At 67.6% G+C, this 15,016-nt stretch carries 16 protein-coding genes; 5 read left to right on the forward strand and 11 right to left on the reverse strand.

The features are described from left to right. Nucleotides 1-242: 242 nt before the first annotated feature. On the reverse strand, nt 243-1,199 hold the full coding sequence (locus E0T84_RS18720; RefSeq protein WP_070188918.1) for an electron transfer flavoprotein subunit alpha/FixB family protein: 957 nt from the start codon (nt 1,197-1,199) through the stop codon (nt 243-245). 45 nt (nt 1,200-1,244) lie between these two features. Then, nucleotides 1,245-2,036, reverse strand: a complete 792-nt coding sequence (locus E0T84_RS18725) for an electron transfer flavoprotein subunit beta/FixA family protein (protein WP_070188917.1) — start codon at nt 2,034-2,036, stop codon at nt 1,245-1,247. A 229-nt stretch (nt 2,037-2,265) separates the two neighbouring features. Here E0T84_RS18725 and E0T84_RS18730 point away from each other — a divergent pair, with 229 nt between their 5' ends. From E0T84_RS18730 to E0T84_RS18745, 4 genes are all read left to right on the forward strand, one after another. Next, nucleotides 2,266-3,048 (forward strand): bifunctional 2-polyprenyl-6-hydroxyphenol methylase/3-demethylubiquinol 3-O-methyltransferase UbiG, encoded by a 783-nt coding sequence (locus E0T84_RS18730; protein WP_138745186.1) that lies wholly within the window; start codon nt 2,266-2,268, stop codon nt 3,046-3,048. After that, nucleotides 3,045-4,622, forward strand: coding sequence for a glycoside hydrolase family 57 protein (locus E0T84_RS18735; RefSeq protein ID WP_138745187.1), 1,578 nt, complete (start codon nt 3,045-3,047; stop codon nt 4,620-4,622). Before E0T84_RS18730 ends, E0T84_RS18735 begins: the two co-directional genes overlap by 4 nt. A 91-nt stretch (nt 4,623-4,713) precedes the next feature. Next, nucleotides 4,714-5,955 (forward strand): glycosyltransferase family 4 protein, encoded by a 1,242-nt coding sequence (locus tag E0T84_RS18740; RefSeq protein ID WP_138745188.1) that lies wholly within the window; start codon nt 4,714-4,716, stop codon nt 5,953-5,955. Nucleotides 5,956-6,049: 94 nt separating this feature from the next. Further along, nucleotides 6,050-6,634 carry a hypothetical protein gene (locus E0T84_RS18745; RefSeq protein ID WP_070188992.1) on the forward strand — a complete coding sequence of 195 codons (585 nt, stop codon included), beginning with the start codon at nt 6,050-6,052 and terminating at the stop codon, nt 6,632-6,634. Nucleotides 6,635-6,642: 8 nt separating this feature from the next. On the opposite strand, the gene E0T84_RS18750 is transcribed toward E0T84_RS18745, so the two are convergent. After that, nucleotides 6,643-7,386 carry an acyltransferase gene (locus E0T84_RS18750; RefSeq protein WP_070188913.1) on the reverse strand — a complete coding sequence of 248 codons (744 nt, stop codon included), beginning with the start codon at nt 7,384-7,386 and terminating at the stop codon, nt 6,643-6,645. Between the two features lie 165 nt (nt 7,387-7,551). Between E0T84_RS18750 and E0T84_RS18755 the strand changes: the two genes are divergently transcribed. Then, nucleotides 7,552-8,835 (forward strand): PQQ-binding-like beta-propeller repeat protein, encoded by a 1,284-nt coding sequence (locus E0T84_RS18755; protein ID WP_138745189.1) that lies wholly within the window; start codon nt 7,552-7,554, stop codon nt 8,833-8,835. 7 nt (nt 8,836-8,842) lie between these two features. Here E0T84_RS18755 and E0T84_RS18760 read toward each other — a convergent pair whose 3' ends face one another. The 8 genes from E0T84_RS18760 to E0T84_RS31865 form a co-directional block, all read right to left on the reverse strand. After that, on the reverse strand, nt 8,843-9,532 hold the full coding sequence (locus E0T84_RS18760; RefSeq protein ID WP_138745190.1) for an esterase: 690 nt from the start codon (nt 9,530-9,532) through the stop codon (nt 8,843-8,845). 73 nt (nt 9,533-9,605) lie between these two features. Continuing rightward, nucleotides 9,606-10,856, reverse strand: coding sequence for a class I SAM-dependent methyltransferase (locus E0T84_RS18765; protein ID WP_171055082.1), 1,251 nt, complete (start codon nt 10,854-10,856; stop codon nt 9,606-9,608). After that, entirely contained in the window at nt 10,790-11,746 is a 957-nt protein-coding gene (locus E0T84_RS18770) for a class I SAM-dependent methyltransferase (protein ID WP_171055085.1), read from the reverse strand. The genes E0T84_RS18765 and E0T84_RS18770 overlap by 67 nt, the downstream gene beginning before the upstream one ends. A 79-nt stretch (nt 11,747-11,825) precedes the next feature. Next, a complete protein-coding gene (locus E0T84_RS18775) occupies nt 11,826-12,497 on the reverse strand; it encodes an enoyl-CoA hydratase (protein WP_070945237.1) in 672 nt (223 codons plus the stop codon). Beyond that, nucleotides 12,494-13,327 carry an NUDIX hydrolase gene (locus E0T84_RS18780; protein ID WP_138745191.1) on the reverse strand — a complete coding sequence of 278 codons (834 nt, stop codon included), beginning with the start codon at nt 13,325-13,327 and terminating at the stop codon, nt 12,494-12,496. Before E0T84_RS18780 ends, E0T84_RS18775 begins: the two co-directional genes overlap by 4 nt. Then, nucleotides 13,324-14,160, reverse strand: a complete 837-nt coding sequence (locus E0T84_RS18785; RefSeq protein WP_138745230.1) for an ABC transporter ATP-binding protein — start codon at nt 14,158-14,160, stop codon at nt 13,324-13,326. The genes E0T84_RS18780 and E0T84_RS18785 overlap by 4 nt, the downstream gene beginning before the upstream one ends. Continuing rightward, the gene (locus E0T84_RS18790; RefSeq protein WP_138745192.1) at nt 14,124-14,837 is read right to left on the reverse strand and encodes a YitT family protein; all 714 of its coding nucleotides are present in this window, start codon (nt 14,835-14,837) and stop codon (nt 14,124-14,126) included. Before E0T84_RS18790 ends, E0T84_RS18785 begins: the two co-directional genes overlap by 37 nt. Next, nucleotides 14,834-14,980, reverse strand: a complete 147-nt coding sequence (locus tag E0T84_RS31865) for a hypothetical protein (protein ID WP_165617782.1) — start codon at nt 14,978-14,980, stop codon at nt 14,834-14,836. The genes E0T84_RS18790 and E0T84_RS31865 overlap by 4 nt, the downstream gene beginning before the upstream one ends. Nucleotides 14,981-15,016: the final 36 nt, after the last annotated feature.

Consider the following 15,016-nt stretch of genomic DNA (forward strand, 5'->3'; position numbering starts at 1 on the left):
TCTGGAGTTAGAAGTCGACCATCGCTTCGGCGTAACTCAACGCTCACCGGCCGGCGGCTCGGTTAAACAGCGTCCTCCCAACCACGCCACACCGCTCGAAGATCCGCCGTTCCCTCCCCATTAGCGTGACACTCGGCGCATGTCGTGGGCCCGGTTTCGCCGCATCCCGCCCCACACAGCACAAACCCCGGTGCACCGGGCACCGGGGTTTGTGTTGACGCGTTGTTGACGCCGTGGGCGATCTATCCCTTGCGGGCCTTGACCGCCTCGGTCAGCTGCGGGCTGACCTTGAACAGGTCACCGACGATGCCGAGGTCGGCGATCTCGAAGATCGGAGCTTCCTCGTCCTTGTTCACCGCGATGATCGTCTTGGACGTCTGCATGCCGGCACGGTGCTGGATCGCGCCGGAGATGCCCAGGGCGATGTACAGCTGCGGCGACACGGTCTTACCGGTCTGACCGACCTGGAACTGGCCCGGGTAGTAACCCGAGTCGACCGCGGCGCGGGAAGCACCGACGGCGCCGCCCAGCGAGTCGGCCAGCTCCTCGACCACCGAGAAGCTCTCGGCGCTGCCGACACCACGGCCACCGGCGACCACGACGCTGGCCTCGGTGAGCTCGGGGCGGTCACCGGCGACGGCGGGCTCGCGCTTGGTGATCTTGGTCGCGTTCTCGGCCTGAGCCGGGACCTCGACGTTGACGACCTCGCCGGCACCGTCGGCCGGGGTGGCCTCGATGGAGCCCGGACGCACCGTGATCACCGGGGTGTCACTGGTGACCTGGGCCTCGACGGTGAAGGCACCACCGAAGATGCTGTGGACACCCACGGCGCCTTCGCGGACCTCGACCACGTCGACCAGCAGACCCGAGCCGATGCGCGCAGCCAGGCGGGCGGCGATTTCCTTGCCGTCAGCGGTGGCGGCGAGGACGACGCCAGCGGGGGCAGCCGACTCGGCCAGCCCGGCCAGCACGTCGACGACGGGGGTGAGCAGGTAGTTCTCTGCGTCGTCGGACTCGGCGACGTAGATCTTGGCCGCACCGGCGGCCTTCAGGCCGTCGGTCAGCGCAGCCGCGGTGCCCGGCTTGCCCACCACAACTGCGGAAGGCTCACCCAGGGCGCGGGCGGCGGTAATGAGCTCGGCGCTGACTTTCTTCAACGCGCCTTCGGAGTGCTCAACGAGCACAAGTACTTCAGCCATGAGTTCTCGTTACGTCTTTCGGAAGTGGAAGTTCGGAATGAGCTGCTAGATCAACTTTTGGGCGACCAGGTACTCGGCGATCTTGGTACCGCCTTCGCCTTCGTCGGTCACCTTCTCACCGGCGGTCTTCGGCGGCTTCGGGGTCGAAGACAGCACCTTGGAACCGGCATTGGCAACGCCGACCTCATCGGCTTCCACGCCGATCTCGGCGAGGGTGAGCACGGTGACTTCCTTCTTCTTGGCGGCCATGATGCCCTTGAAGGAGGGGAAGCGGGGCTCGTTGATCTTCTCGTTGACGCTGACCACGGCCGGAAGCGTTGCCTCGAGGGTGAACACACCCTCGTCGGTCTCACGCTCGGCGGTGACCTTGCCGCCGTCGACGGTCAGCTTGCGCACATGGGTGAGCTGCGGCAGGCCCAGGTACTCGGCGATCACGGCCGGGACTGCGCCGCCGACGCCGTCGGTGGCCTCGTTACCGGCGATTACCAGCTCGGTGCCCTCGATGGTGCCCAGCGCGCGGGCCAGCGCCCAGCCCGTCTGGACCACGTCGGAGCCGTGCATGCCGTCGTCCTTGAGGTGCACAGCCTTGTCGGCACCCATGGACAGCGCCTTGCGGATCGCCTCGGTGGCGCGCTCCGGGCCGGCGGTCAGCACGGTGACGGTGCTGTCTCCGCCCTCACGCTCCTTGATCAACAGCGCCTCTTCCACGGCGCGTTCGTTGATCTCGTCGAGCACGGCGTCGGCAGCCTCACGGTCGAGGGTGAAATCGCCGTCGGACAGCTTGCGCTCCGACCAAGTGTCTGGGACCTGTTTGATCAGGACCACGATGTTCGTCATGACTCTGGTTCGTCCTCCTCGATGAGACCGGTGGCCCGGGCTCATATCACGTTCTAGGCAACTAGCATCATGTTACCGGTCGGTAACTTTTGATGGTTCGCAGGAACACCATAGCTGGTCGGAGTTTGTATTCCGGCCTCCCCTACCACACCCCTGAGGTATGGGAGCCGTTGGTTGATTGGCCACCGACCCCTTCAACCTGGGCAAGGCTGGGTTAGCCTGCCTTCCAATGAGCGCATTCGTTGGCGACCCGGATCACGCCCTACCCCTGACCGGCGAGCGGACCATCCCAGGCCTGGCCGAGGAGAATTACTGGTTCCGCCGGCATGAGGTGGTGTACCAGCGGTTGACCGGCCGGTGCGTCGACCGAGACGTCCTGGAGGCCGGCTGCGGCGAAGGCTACGGCGCCGATTTGATCGCCGACGTGGCCCGCAAGGTGATCGCACTGGACTACGACGAGGCCACTGTCGCGCACGTGCGGGCCCGCTACCCGAGGGTGGACATCCGGCACGGCAACCTCGCCGAGCTGCCACTGGAGGACGAGTCGGTCGACGTCGTGGTCAACTTCCAGGTCATCGAACACCTGTGGGATCAGGGTCAATTCGTCTCCGAATGCTTCCGTGTGCTGCGTTCCGGCGGCGTGTTCCTGGTATCCACGCCCAACCGGATCACCTTCTCCCCCGGTCGCGACACCCCGCTCAACCCGTTCCACACCCGCGAGCTCAACGCCGCCGAGCTGACCGAGCTGCTGAACGACGCCGGATTCACCGTCGAGTCGATGCTCGGGGTGTTTCACGGCGACGGACTCGCCAAGCTCGACGCCCGGCACGGCGGTTCGATCATCGAGGCGCAGGTGCAGCGCGCCGTGGCCGGTGCGGCATGGCCCGAGCAGCTGCTCGCCGATGTGGCCGCGGTGAGCGTCGACGACTTCGACCTCGAAGAAGCCGGCGGGCCCAACAACCGGAACATTGATGACAGCCTCGATCTGGTCGCGATCGCGGTGCGGCCGTGACCTCGAATCCCGAGCCCGAACGGGTAACCCGGCTCGATGTCGCCGGCGATCCGGCTCCCGGGTTGTTCACGCTCGTCCTGCACACCCACCTGCCCTGGCTGGCCCATCACGGCCGCTGGCCGGTCGGCGAGGAGTGGCTCTACCAGTCCTGGGCCGCGGCCTACCTGCCGTTGATGCGGGTGCTGCGCGGCCTGGCGGCCGAGGATCGCCGCCACCTGATCACCCTCGGGATGACTCCGGTGGTCACCGCACAGCTCGATGACCCCTACTGCCTGACGGGCATGCACCACTGGTTGGCCAACTGGCAGCTGCGCGCCCAGGAGGCGACGACGCTGCGCGAGCCGGAAGGGTTGCGGCAGTTCGGCATTCGCGAATATGCCGAGGCCGGCCAGGCCATCGAGGAGTTCACCACACATTGGCGGCACGGTGGCAGCGGACTGTTGCGCCAGCTGATCGACGCCGAGACCATCGAACTACTGGGCGGCCCGCTGTCCCACCCGTTCCAGCCGCTGCTGAACCCGCGACTGCGTGAATTCGCGTTGCGCGAAGGCCTGGCCGACGCACAGCAGCGGTTCGCGCACACACCCGTCGGCATCTGGGCACCCGAATGTGCGTATGCGCCGGGTATGGAGACCGGTTACGCCGCGGCCGGTGTCGGACACTTCATGGTGGACGGCCCCTCGCTGCACGGCGACACCGCGCTCGGCCGGCCGGTCGGTCAGTCCGATGTGGTGGCGTTCGGACGTGATCTGCAGGTCAGCTACCGCGTCTGGTCGCCCAAGTCCGGCTACCCCGGCCATGCCGCCTACCGGGATTTCCACACCTATGACCACACCACGGGCCTCAAGCCGGCCCGGGTCACCGGCCGCAATGTCCCGTCCGAGGAGAAGGCGCCTTACGATCCGCAGCGCGCCGACCGGGCGATCGACGAGCATGTCGCCGACTTCGTCGAGGTGGTCCGGCGCCGGCTGATCAGTGAGAGCGAGCGGATCGGCCGCCCGGCACACGTGGTGGCCGCATTCGACACCGAACTGTTCGGGCACTGGTGGTACGAGGGCCCGGAATGGCTCGGCCGGGTCCTGCGCGCCTTGCCGGCAGCCGGCGTACGGGTGGGCACGCTGGCAGATGCCAAGGCCGGCGGATTCATCGGCGACCCGGTCGAATTGCCGCCCAGCTCATGGGGTTCGGGCAAGAACTGGCAGGTCTGGAACGGCGAGAAGGTCGCCGATCTGGTCCAGCTGAACAGCGAAGTGGTCGACGGCGCCCTGAGCACCGTGGACAAGGCGCTCACCCAGCACGCCGCGGTGGGTGCACCGACCCCGCGCGACCGAGTGGCCGATCAGATCCTGCGGGAGACGCTGTTGACCGTGTCCAGCGACTGGCCGTTCATGGTGAGCAAGGATTCGGCCGCCGACTACGCGCGCTACCGCGCTCACCTGCACGCCCACGCCACCCGCGAGATATCCGACGCGCTGGCCGCCGGCCGGCGCGACCATGCCGAACGGCTCGCCGACGGCTGGAACAAGGCCGACGGACTGTTCGGTGCCCTCGACGCCCGGCGTCTGCCAAAATGACCATCAGCACGAGCGTGCGTATCTGCCGCTCCAGACCCCGCCAAGCCTCAGCTTTGTCCGCACACTCGCACCGGCATGAAAGCACGCAGTCATGAAGATCCTGATGGTGTCATGGGAGTACCCACCCGTCGTCGTCGGCGGTCTGGGCAGACACGTGCACCACCTGGCCACCGCGCTCGCCGAAGCAGGCCACGAGATCGTGGTCCTCAGCCGCAGGCCCACCGACACCGACCCGAGCACCCACCCGTCCACCGACGAGGTGAGCGAGGGCGTCCGGGTGGTGGCCGCGGCGCAGGATCCGCACGAGTTCGAGTTCGGCACCGACATGATGGCCTGGACCCTGGCCATGGGGCACGCCATGGTGCGCACCGGCCTTGCCGTCAAAGACAATTCGGGCGACCGCTGGGTGCCCGACCTCGTCCACGCCCACGACTGGCTGGTTGCCCACCCTGCCATCGCACTGGCCGAATACTTCGATGTACCACTGGTTTCCACGATCCATGCGACCGAAGCGGGTCGGCATTCGGGCTGGGTTTCCGGTCCGATCAGCCGCCAGGTCCATGCCGTGGAGTCGTGGCTGGTGCGCGAGTCCGATTCGCTGATCACATGTTCGGCTTCGATGAACGACGAGATCACCAAGCTGTTCGGCCCCGATCTGTCCGAGATCAGGGTGATCCGCAACGGGATCGACGCCGATCTCTGGCCGTTCGCCCCACGGCAGGTACGCCAGGGCCCGCCCGAGTTGCTCTACGTCGGCCGGCTGGAATACGAGAAAGGCGTGCACGACGCGATCGCGGCCCTGCCTCGCATCCGCCGCGCACATCCCGGCACCACCCTGACGATCGCCGGCGACGGAACTCAGCAGCAGTGGCTTGTCGACCAGGCCCGAAAGCACAAGGTGTTCAAGGCAACCCGGTTCGTCGGACGGCTGGGGCACGAGGAGCTGCTGGGTGCCCTGCAGGCTGCGGACGCCGCGGTGCTGCCCAGCCACTACGAGCCCTTCGGCATCGTGGCGCTGGAGGCCGCGGCCACCGGCACGCCACTGGTGACGTCCAACGTGGGCGGCCTGGGTGAGGCGGTGATCGACGGCCAGACCGGGATGTCGTTCGCGCCGCGAGATGTGGTGGGACTGGCGGCGGCGGTGCGGGCCGTGCTGGACGACCCCGAGGCGGCCCAGCGCCGGGCGGTCGCGGCCCGCGAGCGGCTCAGCGCCGATTTCGACTGGCACACCGTGGCCGCCGAGACCAGTCAGGTCTATCTGGCTGCCAAACGTGCCGAACGCGAACCACACCCGCGCCGGCCGATCGTCGAGCATGCCCTGCCCGACCGCTGATCCAGCCGAACGCGTGGCGAGAATGACCGATCCGCTGTCGCCCACGGTGGCCGGCAAGCACAATCGAGTCGTGACTCGAACTTGGAGACTCGGAGTGCGGACGGCCTGCGCCGCATTCGTCGGCGCAACGCTCGCACTCGGCCTGGCGGCCCCGTCGGTCGCCGAACCCAACGGCACCGCCCCCACGCTGCCCGCTTTCGTGCCCCATCCGTCAGACTGGTCGCCGAACTACACGGTGTTCCCCTACAACCTGTGGCAGGTGCGCGTCACGCCCGAGCAGATCGACGCTCAGCGCGAGTCCTGCCAGTGGTTCAACGCGCAGTACGGGACGTTGATCAGTCAGATCGTGGGCTTCCAGCATTTCCTGGGTGAGCAGCATGACTATTGGACCGCGCCCGGCGTGCAGGCCGCCGGCGACGCCGTGCGGGCCAACGTCGATCAGTCGGCGGCGTTCCTGGATCCTCGCGCCCACACCCTGTACATCACGAATTACCCGGATCAGAGCCAGTATTCACCGCTGTACAACGGCGATTCGATCTATCACCTGTGGTATCAGCTGACCCAGATCAGCGACAAGATCGCCAAGCAGCAGCCGGCGGGGGTCATCAACGCCAACGTCGCCACCGCCAATGTCTACGGGAACACGATCCGCGACTCCGGGGTGTGCAACGGGGCCTGAGCCGCCCGTCAGTTGCTGTTCGCCGCCTTCTTGCGCTCGATGTCGGCCAGCGCGGCGGCGAGTTCGGCGCGCTCGGTTGCCGAGGTCTCCCAATCCAGCTTGCGATTCTTGACCACCTTGGCCGGCGCCCCGACGGCGATCGAGAAATCGGGGATCTCCCCCTTGACTACGGCGTGGGCCCCCAGCACGCAGCCACGGCCGATCGAGGTGTTGCGCAGGATGGTGACCTTGGCGGCGATCCAGGTGTCGGGGCCGATGCGCACCGGGCCCTTGACGATGCCCTGGTCCTTGATCGGCAATTCGATGTTGTCCATCTTGTGGTCGAAATCGCACACGTAGCACCAGTCGGCCATCAGCGCGGAGTCGCCGAGCTCGATGTCGAGGTAGGTGTTGATCACGTTGTCGCGGCCCAGCACCACCTTGTCACCGATGCGCAGCGAACCCTCGTGGCAGCGGATGGTGTTCTTGTCGCCGATGTGCACCCAGCGGCCGATCTCCATCTGCGCCAGTTCGGGGGTGCACTGGATCTCCACGCCCTTGCCGAGGAAGACCATGCCGCGGGTGATGATGTGCGGGTTCGCCAGTTTGAACTTCAGCAGCCGCCAATAACGCACCAGGTACCACGGGGTGTAGGCGCGATTGTCGATGACCCATTTCAGCGACGCTCTCGTCAAGAAGTCGGCCTGGCGCGGATCACGCAGCCGGGAGCCACGCCAGCGCTTGTGAATCGGAGCGCCCCACATCGTCGTCATGGCCGGACAGCCTACGCGAGGGCGTTCGACGGGTATTCGGGTCGCTGTGCTCCGTTACGCCGCACCTGTGGCGGGTCACTGTGCGCCGGTTCCCCAGCCGGAACGGTTACCCTCACCTGGGTCACAAATACGAGCGCCCCGCGTGTTCGGCGACGAAAGGACATCGTGTTCCGGCGATACCTTGCACTGGCGGTCGCGGTGCTGTTCACAGGCCTGCTCGCCGGATGCGAGAACACCGATTCGTGGGTGGACGCGCACGCGGCACAAGGCTGGTCGGCACAGTACGGAGACGCCGCCAACAGCAGCTACAGCCGAATCCACGGCCCCGAGGCGCTGCGGCTGGAGTGGAGCCGGTCGGTCAAGGGTGAGCTGGGTGCCCAGGTGGCGCTGAGCGCGGACAACCGGCTTGCGGCCAACGCACAGACCGCCGGGGGCTGTTCGCTGATGGTGTGGGAAGCCGACAACAACGCCCGCCAACGCTGGTGCACCCGCCTGGTGCTGGGCGGCGGCTGGTCGGGTCCCTTGTTCGACGGGTTCGACAACGTCTACGTCGGGCAGCCCGGCACGATCCTGTCCTTCCCGCCCACGCAGTGGGTCCGTTGGCGTCAGCCGGTGATCGGCATGCCGACCACACCCCGGATTCTCGATGACGGCCAGCTGCTGGTGGTCACGCATCTCGGCCAGGTCCTGGTGTTCGACGGGCACCGCGGCACGGTCGACGGCACCCCGCTGGATCTGGTTTCCGGCGTGGATCCGACCGATTCGCAGCGCGGTCTGGACGACTGCCAGCCTGCCCGGTCGCGGTGCCCGGTGGCAGCTGCGCCCGCATTCTCGCATCAGGCCCGCATCGTCGTGGTCAGTGTGTGGCAGCCAGGAGCCGAGGCACCGGTGCTGACGGGTTTGCGTTACCACCCCGGCGAGGACACGCCGCTGACGCAGGAGTGGACCAGCGACGCCGTGGGCCGCGGGCCGCTGGCCAGCCCGGTGTTGTCCGCCGACGGCTCGACGGTGTACGTCAACGGCCGCGACCAGAAGCTGTGGGCACTCAATGCTGCCGACGGGTCACCCAAGTGGTCCGTGCCGCTGAACTATCTGGCCCAGACGCCACCCTCGGTGTCCCCGGACGGGCTGATCGTGGCCGGAGGCGGGCCGGAGTCCAAGCTGACCGCGGTGCGCGACGCCGGTGACCACGGTGAGGTGGCCTGGACCCGTGACGATGTGGTCCCGCTGACCACGTCGAGCCGGGCGGGCGGTGTCGGTTACACGGTGGCGCGCGAGGGCGGGCACGGCCAGACGCTGTTGGTGTTCGACACCGCCGACGGGCACACCCTCAACGCATATCCCGTTCCGGAGGCCACCGGCTGGCCGGTTGGGGTGTCGATCGGTCAGGACCATCGGATCGTCACCGCGACCAGCGACGGTCAGGTGTACGGGTTCGCGCCGGCCTGATCCCGCGTCAGGCCAGCAGGGCCGCCACGGCGGACCGGGGAACATTGGCCTGGCTGGCTCCGGCGGCCTCGGGCAGCAGTTCGCCCTGTCCGAAGAAGAAGATCACCGCGTCGTCGGTGATCGCGAAATTCTGGTAGTGCGCGGGATCGAGGCCGATGGTCGGCGGGATGGCCTGCTCGACGCCCGACTGTTTCTGCAGTTCGCGCTGGACGATCGGGAAGACCACGTCCAACGGCCTCGAGCCCGGTTTGAACAAGGTGTCGAACGTGATCGGGGCCCGAGTGGCAACGTTGTAGTTGAACGTCTTGTACCAGGTCTGCGGGTGGGCACCGCCCACATTCTGATAGACCTCGAACACCAGGCTCTGGGTGCGCGCCGAGGTCCCGGAGCTGTAGGCGGTGCCCTTGGCGTCCAGGACGTAGGGCTGATCGCGCAGGCCGGGCATGCTGGAGACGTTGACGAATCCGTCGCGTGTCTGGATCAAGTATCCGGCGACAGCCTGTTGGTCGGGATAGTCGACCGGGAACGTGTAGTCGAGTGTGTAGGCGGCATTGGCGGTGTGCACCTGACAGATCTGGTCACCGTCGACGGTGCCGCCGAGGTCGGCGCAGGCCGACTGCCCGGCTGCCACCGGCATGCCGAGCCAGCCCAGCAGCGCACCGGCTGCCAGCATCGCTGTCACAGGGGAAATTCGCATCGTCAGTCGTCCTCGCAGGCGATCAACTCACACCGGTGGTCCACCGGCGTGTTTCGTTCAGGGTACGTGGCCGCTATCGCGATGGGCGACAAATGAATGCCGTCGCCCGGCTGGCCGACCCGGAGCCTAGCCGTGCGATCACCACCGCGAGATGCTCGGTCCCGCGCAGCCGCATCCGCGCCCGCAACGCGTCGGGGTCCACGTCCAGGCCACGAACCAGGATCTCCAACGCCCCCACCGATCGGGCGGCCAACGCGGCCCGCAATCGCCGCTCCTGGAATTGCAGCTCTTCGAGCACCTCGAAACCACGCACCCCGGCGGGCAAGTCGTCACCGGAGAGGTAGGCGATGTCGGGGTCGAGTTGCCACAGTCCGTGCCGCGCCGCATAGTGACGCACCAGTCCGGCTCGCACCACCGCGCCGTCGGGGTCGATGATCCAGCGTCCGGCCGGCGCCACGGGGCAGTCGTCGGGTTCGGCGTCGGTGATCTCTTCGGCGGTGTCGAGCAGGCTGGCTCGCCGACGCACACCGGGCTCGGTCAGACCGGGTGACCAAAGGCACGCTTCGCGCACGCTGCCGGCCACCGACGTCACCTCGATCTCTCCGGCAAAGCCCATCTTGGTGAGCTCGTCGAAATCGATTCCGGGAGCGCACTTCACCACGAGGTCCCGGTCGCGGTAGAGCTCCAGTACGGCATCGAGCGCCGGTGTGTAGGCACGCGGGTCGAAGCGACGCCGTCCACCGGACCGCCGGGCCGGGTCGATGATCACCACCGTGTCGCGGGTGACGGGCGCGAGTGCGTCGGCGCGGCACAGCGGAACCTCGGTACCGCCCTCTTCGAGGTTGTGCGCGGCCATTGCCAGCCGCACCGGATCGAGGTCGCTGCCGAGCAGTTGGGCTGTGCAATCACGCAGTGCCACAAGCTCACTGCCGATCGAACAGGTTGCGTCGTGCACCCGGGCACCGGCGAGTCTGCGGGCCCGATGGGCGGCCACCGGTGCGGCCGTGGCCTGTTGCAGCGCCTCGTCGGTGAACAGCCACCGCCGCGGGTCGTCGAACTTGGCCGCGGCTCGACGCCTCAGCTGCACGGTCTCCACCAGAATCCCGGCATGGTCGCCGAATTGCGATCGTACGGCGGCGATGTCGCTGACCAGGCTGGCTCCGGTGAGGCGGCGCTCGGCCACCTGGGCCAGGGCCCGCTCTCCCGCCTCCGATCGCAGATATGCGACGTGTGAGAGGTCGAACGCTACTCCACCGTTCAGGAGGGCTTGACCCCCGTGACCATCACGTTGTAGAACCAGCCCTTCGGCACCACCCGGCGCCACACGTTGGCGTCGACCCAGCTCAGCGTGGTCCAGCTGTTGAACGCGAACTTGGCCCAGCCCCAACCCAGACGCTCCGGGGGCACCGCGGCCTCGAAGGTGCGCACCGGCCAGCCGAGCATCGCCGCGCTGAACTCCTCGCTGGCGGTGCGTACTTCGACGGCACCGGCGTTGCTCGCCATCCGCTCCAGGTCTGCCGGGTCGAAGGTGTGCAGGTCGACGACGGCTTCCAGCGCCGCGGCCCGGGAGGATTCGTCCAGCTCGGCCTGGGGCCGGCGCCAGCCGCTGAGCCAGGGCAGCTTGGTCAGGTTGGTGGTGGCGTGCCAGGTCAGGGTGGACAGCTCGCGGGCGTACTTGTTGCCGACCGTGGTGGGTTCACCGGCGAAGACGAAACGACCGCCGGGTTTGAGCACCCGGACCACCTCACGCAGGGAGAGTTCGACGTCGGGGATGTGGTGGAGCACCGCGTGCCCGACCACCAGATCGAAGGTGTTGTCCTCGTACGGGATGCCTTCGGCGTCGGCGACCCGCCCGTCGATGTCCAGGCCGAGTGACTGCCCGTTCCGGGTGGCCACCTTGACCATGCCCGGGGACAGGTCGGTCACCGAGCCGCGCCGCGCCACCCCGGATTGGACCAGGTTGAGCAAGAAGAATCCGGTGCCGCAACCCAGCTCGAGGGCCCGGTCGTACGGCAGCTCACGCTGCTCGGATTCGGGCACGATCGCGTCGAAACGGCCGCGGGCGTAGTCGATACACCGCTGGTCGTAGGAGATCGACCACTTTTCGTCGTAGGTCTCGGCTTCCCAGTCGTGGTAGAGCACCTGCGCGAGCTTGCTGTCATGCATCGCGGCTTCGACCTGCTCGGCCGTGGCGTGCGGGTTAGGAGTCGGCATGCCGGCAATATCGGCTTCCGTGCCGGAATCCTTGATGTCAGTCATGAAGGGCAGCCTAACGGCCGGGGTGGGGCAAGCGTCAGGGCCGGTCCACCAGTCCGTCGACGGCGGCCTTGGCCGCCGCCAGAACGTCCACGGGATGTTCGACGAACCTCCGGGCCCAAGCCAGTGCCTCGTCGTAGACGTGGTCGGGCGCCACCATCTGGTCGATCAGGCCGAGTTCCAACGCCTCCTCGGCGCCGACGAACCGGCCGCTGAACACCAGCTCCTTGGCCTTGCTGGCCCCGATGACCTCGGCCAGCCGCGCACCTCCGCCGGCGCGTGGCGCCAGTCCGGCCAGGATCTCGGTCGCCCCGAACTTGACGTTGTCGCCGCTGACTCGCCAATCGGCGGCCATCGCCAGGCCCAGTCCGCTGCCCAGCGCGTAGCCGGTGATCGCGGCCACGGTGGGCTTGGGAATGGCGGACACGGCTTGGATGCACTGGCGTAGCGCCTCATCCGCAGCGGCGGCCTCGCCCGCGTTCAGCGTGCGCAACTCGGGAACGTCGTCGCCGGCGCAGAAGATCTCATGCCCGCCGAACAGGATGACGGCCGAGATGTCGGTGCGCTCGCCCAGGTCGTGGGCCGCCGCGATGATCTCGCGGTACATCTGCCGGGTCAGGGCGTTGGTCGGTGGCCGCGACAACATCAGGGTGCCGACACGGTCCTGTTCCGGCGTCACCCCGCTGATCGCGCTGACGAACTCGTTCACTGAACCGATTCCTCGGCCGGCCCCCGGCCCAGAGGCGCCCGCTGGTTCCTGGCCGCGTTGTAGCGTCCGCTGTCGAAGAACTCGATCTGCCAGCTTCCCTCGCCGACTGAGAGGTTGGGTTCGATGGGGACGATCTTGCGTTCGCTGGCCAGCACGTCGGCGACCGAGCGGCCGGCGAGGCTGTTCAGCTGCGTCCAGGTCGGCGGCAGTAGGAACGAGTTGCCCTGCTCGAAGTCGTCGAGGCCGGCCTGCGGGGTGCTCCAGAAGGCCCGGTCGGTTTCAGTGTTCTCGCCGTCGGCCCGCTGGCCCTGAGGCAGGGCGCCGACGAAGAAGAAGGTGTCGTAGCGGCGGGTTCGTTCTTCTTTGGGCGTGATCCAGTTGTCCCACGGCCGCAGCAGGTCAGCGCGCAGCACGAGTTTCTCGTCCCGCAGGAAGTCGGCGAAGGACAGCGAGTGGTTGGCCAGGGCGGCACGTGCATCGCCGTAGACGGAGGCATCGCTGACGATCCCGTCCGGGTCGTTGGAGGGGCCGGCGAACAGGACCCCGGACTCCTCGAAGGTCTCGCGGGCCGCAGCGCACACCAGCGCCTCGGCCAGCCCGGTGTCCACCCCGAGCCGTTGTGCCCACCAGGCCGGTTCGGGTCCGAACCAGGCGATGTCGGCGTTGCGATCGCGGTCGTCGACTCCCCCGCCCGGAAAAACCATCACCCCGGCCACGAACTCCATGGCCGCGTGCCTGCGCATCATGAACACTTCGATGGATTCAGCGGCGTCGCGGACCAGCATCACCGTGGCCGCCGGTCGTGGCACCAGTGGATCGGGGTCGGTCATTGTCGCCTCCTATGAGCCGCACGGCTCCTGGTCCGCCGGGCGAAGTACCGCCCGTCGATCACGTCAAGGGCGATCGACTGACCGAACGCCTTGGACAGGTTCTCAGCAGTCAACACCTCCGTCAGCAGACCCGAGGCAACCGCCTTGCCTTCCGACAGGATCAGCGCGTGGCTGAATCCGACCGGAATCTCCTCGACATGATGGGTGACCAGCACCATGGCAGGCGCATCGGGGTCGGCTGCCAGATCGGTCAACCGCGCCACCAGCTCTTCGCGGCCGCCGAGGTCGAGGCCGGCCGCGGGCTCGTCGAGCAGCAGGAGTTCGGGGTCGGTCATCAGCGACCGAGCGATCAGGACCCGTTTGCGTTCGCCTTCTGAGAGCGTCCCGTAGGTGCGCTCGGCAAGATGTTCGGCACCGACACTTTCCAGCATGTCGATGGCCTGGGCATAGTCCACGTCCTCGTAGTCCTCGCGCCACCGGCCCAGTACGGCGTAGCCGGCCGACACCACCAGGTCTCGCACCACCTCGTGGTCGGGGATCCGCTGTGACAGCGCCGAGCTGCTCAGACCGACACGGGCTCGCAGCTCGGACATGTCGGTGCGGCCGAGTCGTTCACCGAGCACGTAGGCGGTGCCCGAGGACGGATGCTCGGTGGCGGCGGCGATCCGCAGCAGGGAGGTCTTGCCCGCCCCGTTCGGACCGATCACCACCCAACGCTCATCGAGTTCGACGGCCCAGGTGATCGGTCCGACGAGGGTGTTGCCGCCGCGCTGCAGGACTACCTGCGCGAAGTCGATCAACAGGTCGGGGTCGGTTCCGTCGTCAGCGCTGATTGTCGAGTCGGTGCGTTCCCCTGAGGCCACTCGCTCATCGTAGTGACCGGTTCTCGATCCGCTCGGGCATGCCCGCCACTGAAATCGTGGAACAACAGTGACCGCGGGGTCAGCCGCAGGAACAGCTGCACGAGCGGCCCGATTCCGAATGCATAGACAACCGTGCCGATCCCGATGGTGCCGCCCAACAGCGCGCCCACGGCCAGCACGGTGGCCTCAATTGCGGTGCGCACCAGCCGCACCGACAATCCGGTACGGGCGACCAGTCCGGTCATCAGCCCGTCGCGGGGCCCGGGACCTAGCCCGGCACCGATGTAGAGCACGGTGCTGACGGCGTTGAGCACGACGGCGCCGACCATCATTGCGATACGAACCGGCATCGCCGCCGGCGCGGGAAGCACCGCGAGGGTGGCGTCGACGGTGACGGCGATGACGATGACATTGGCAACGGTCCCGATTCCGGGCCGGTTCCGCAGCGGGATCCAGGCCAGTAGGACGACGGCGCCGACGACGGCCGAAGCCATGCCGAGCGACAGCGGGCTGTGCCGGGTGAGGCCCTGGTGGAACACGTCCCATGGATCGAGTCCGAGCCCGGCGCGCACCATCATCGCCATCGACGCGCCGTAGCCGCACAGGCCGATCAGGAGCAGGCCACCGCGGGTGAATGCCGTCCTCATGCGTGGTCGGGGAATCGGACGCGAATCGCGTCGAGCTCGCTACGCACCCGGCGGGCGTCCACATCGCGGTCCTCGGTGTAGTTGCCGGGATCGTGCAGACGGCGGAGATTCTCCGCCAATCGGGAAATCCAGTTCCGTGCCATGCAGCCATGATCTCGGCCAGCTGGCTTGCTCATCAA

The organism is Mycobacterium sp. DBP42, from assembly GCF_005924235.1.
Lineage (GTDB): Bacteria > Actinomycetota > Actinomycetes > Mycobacteriales > Mycobacteriaceae > Mycobacterium > Mycobacterium syngnathidarum.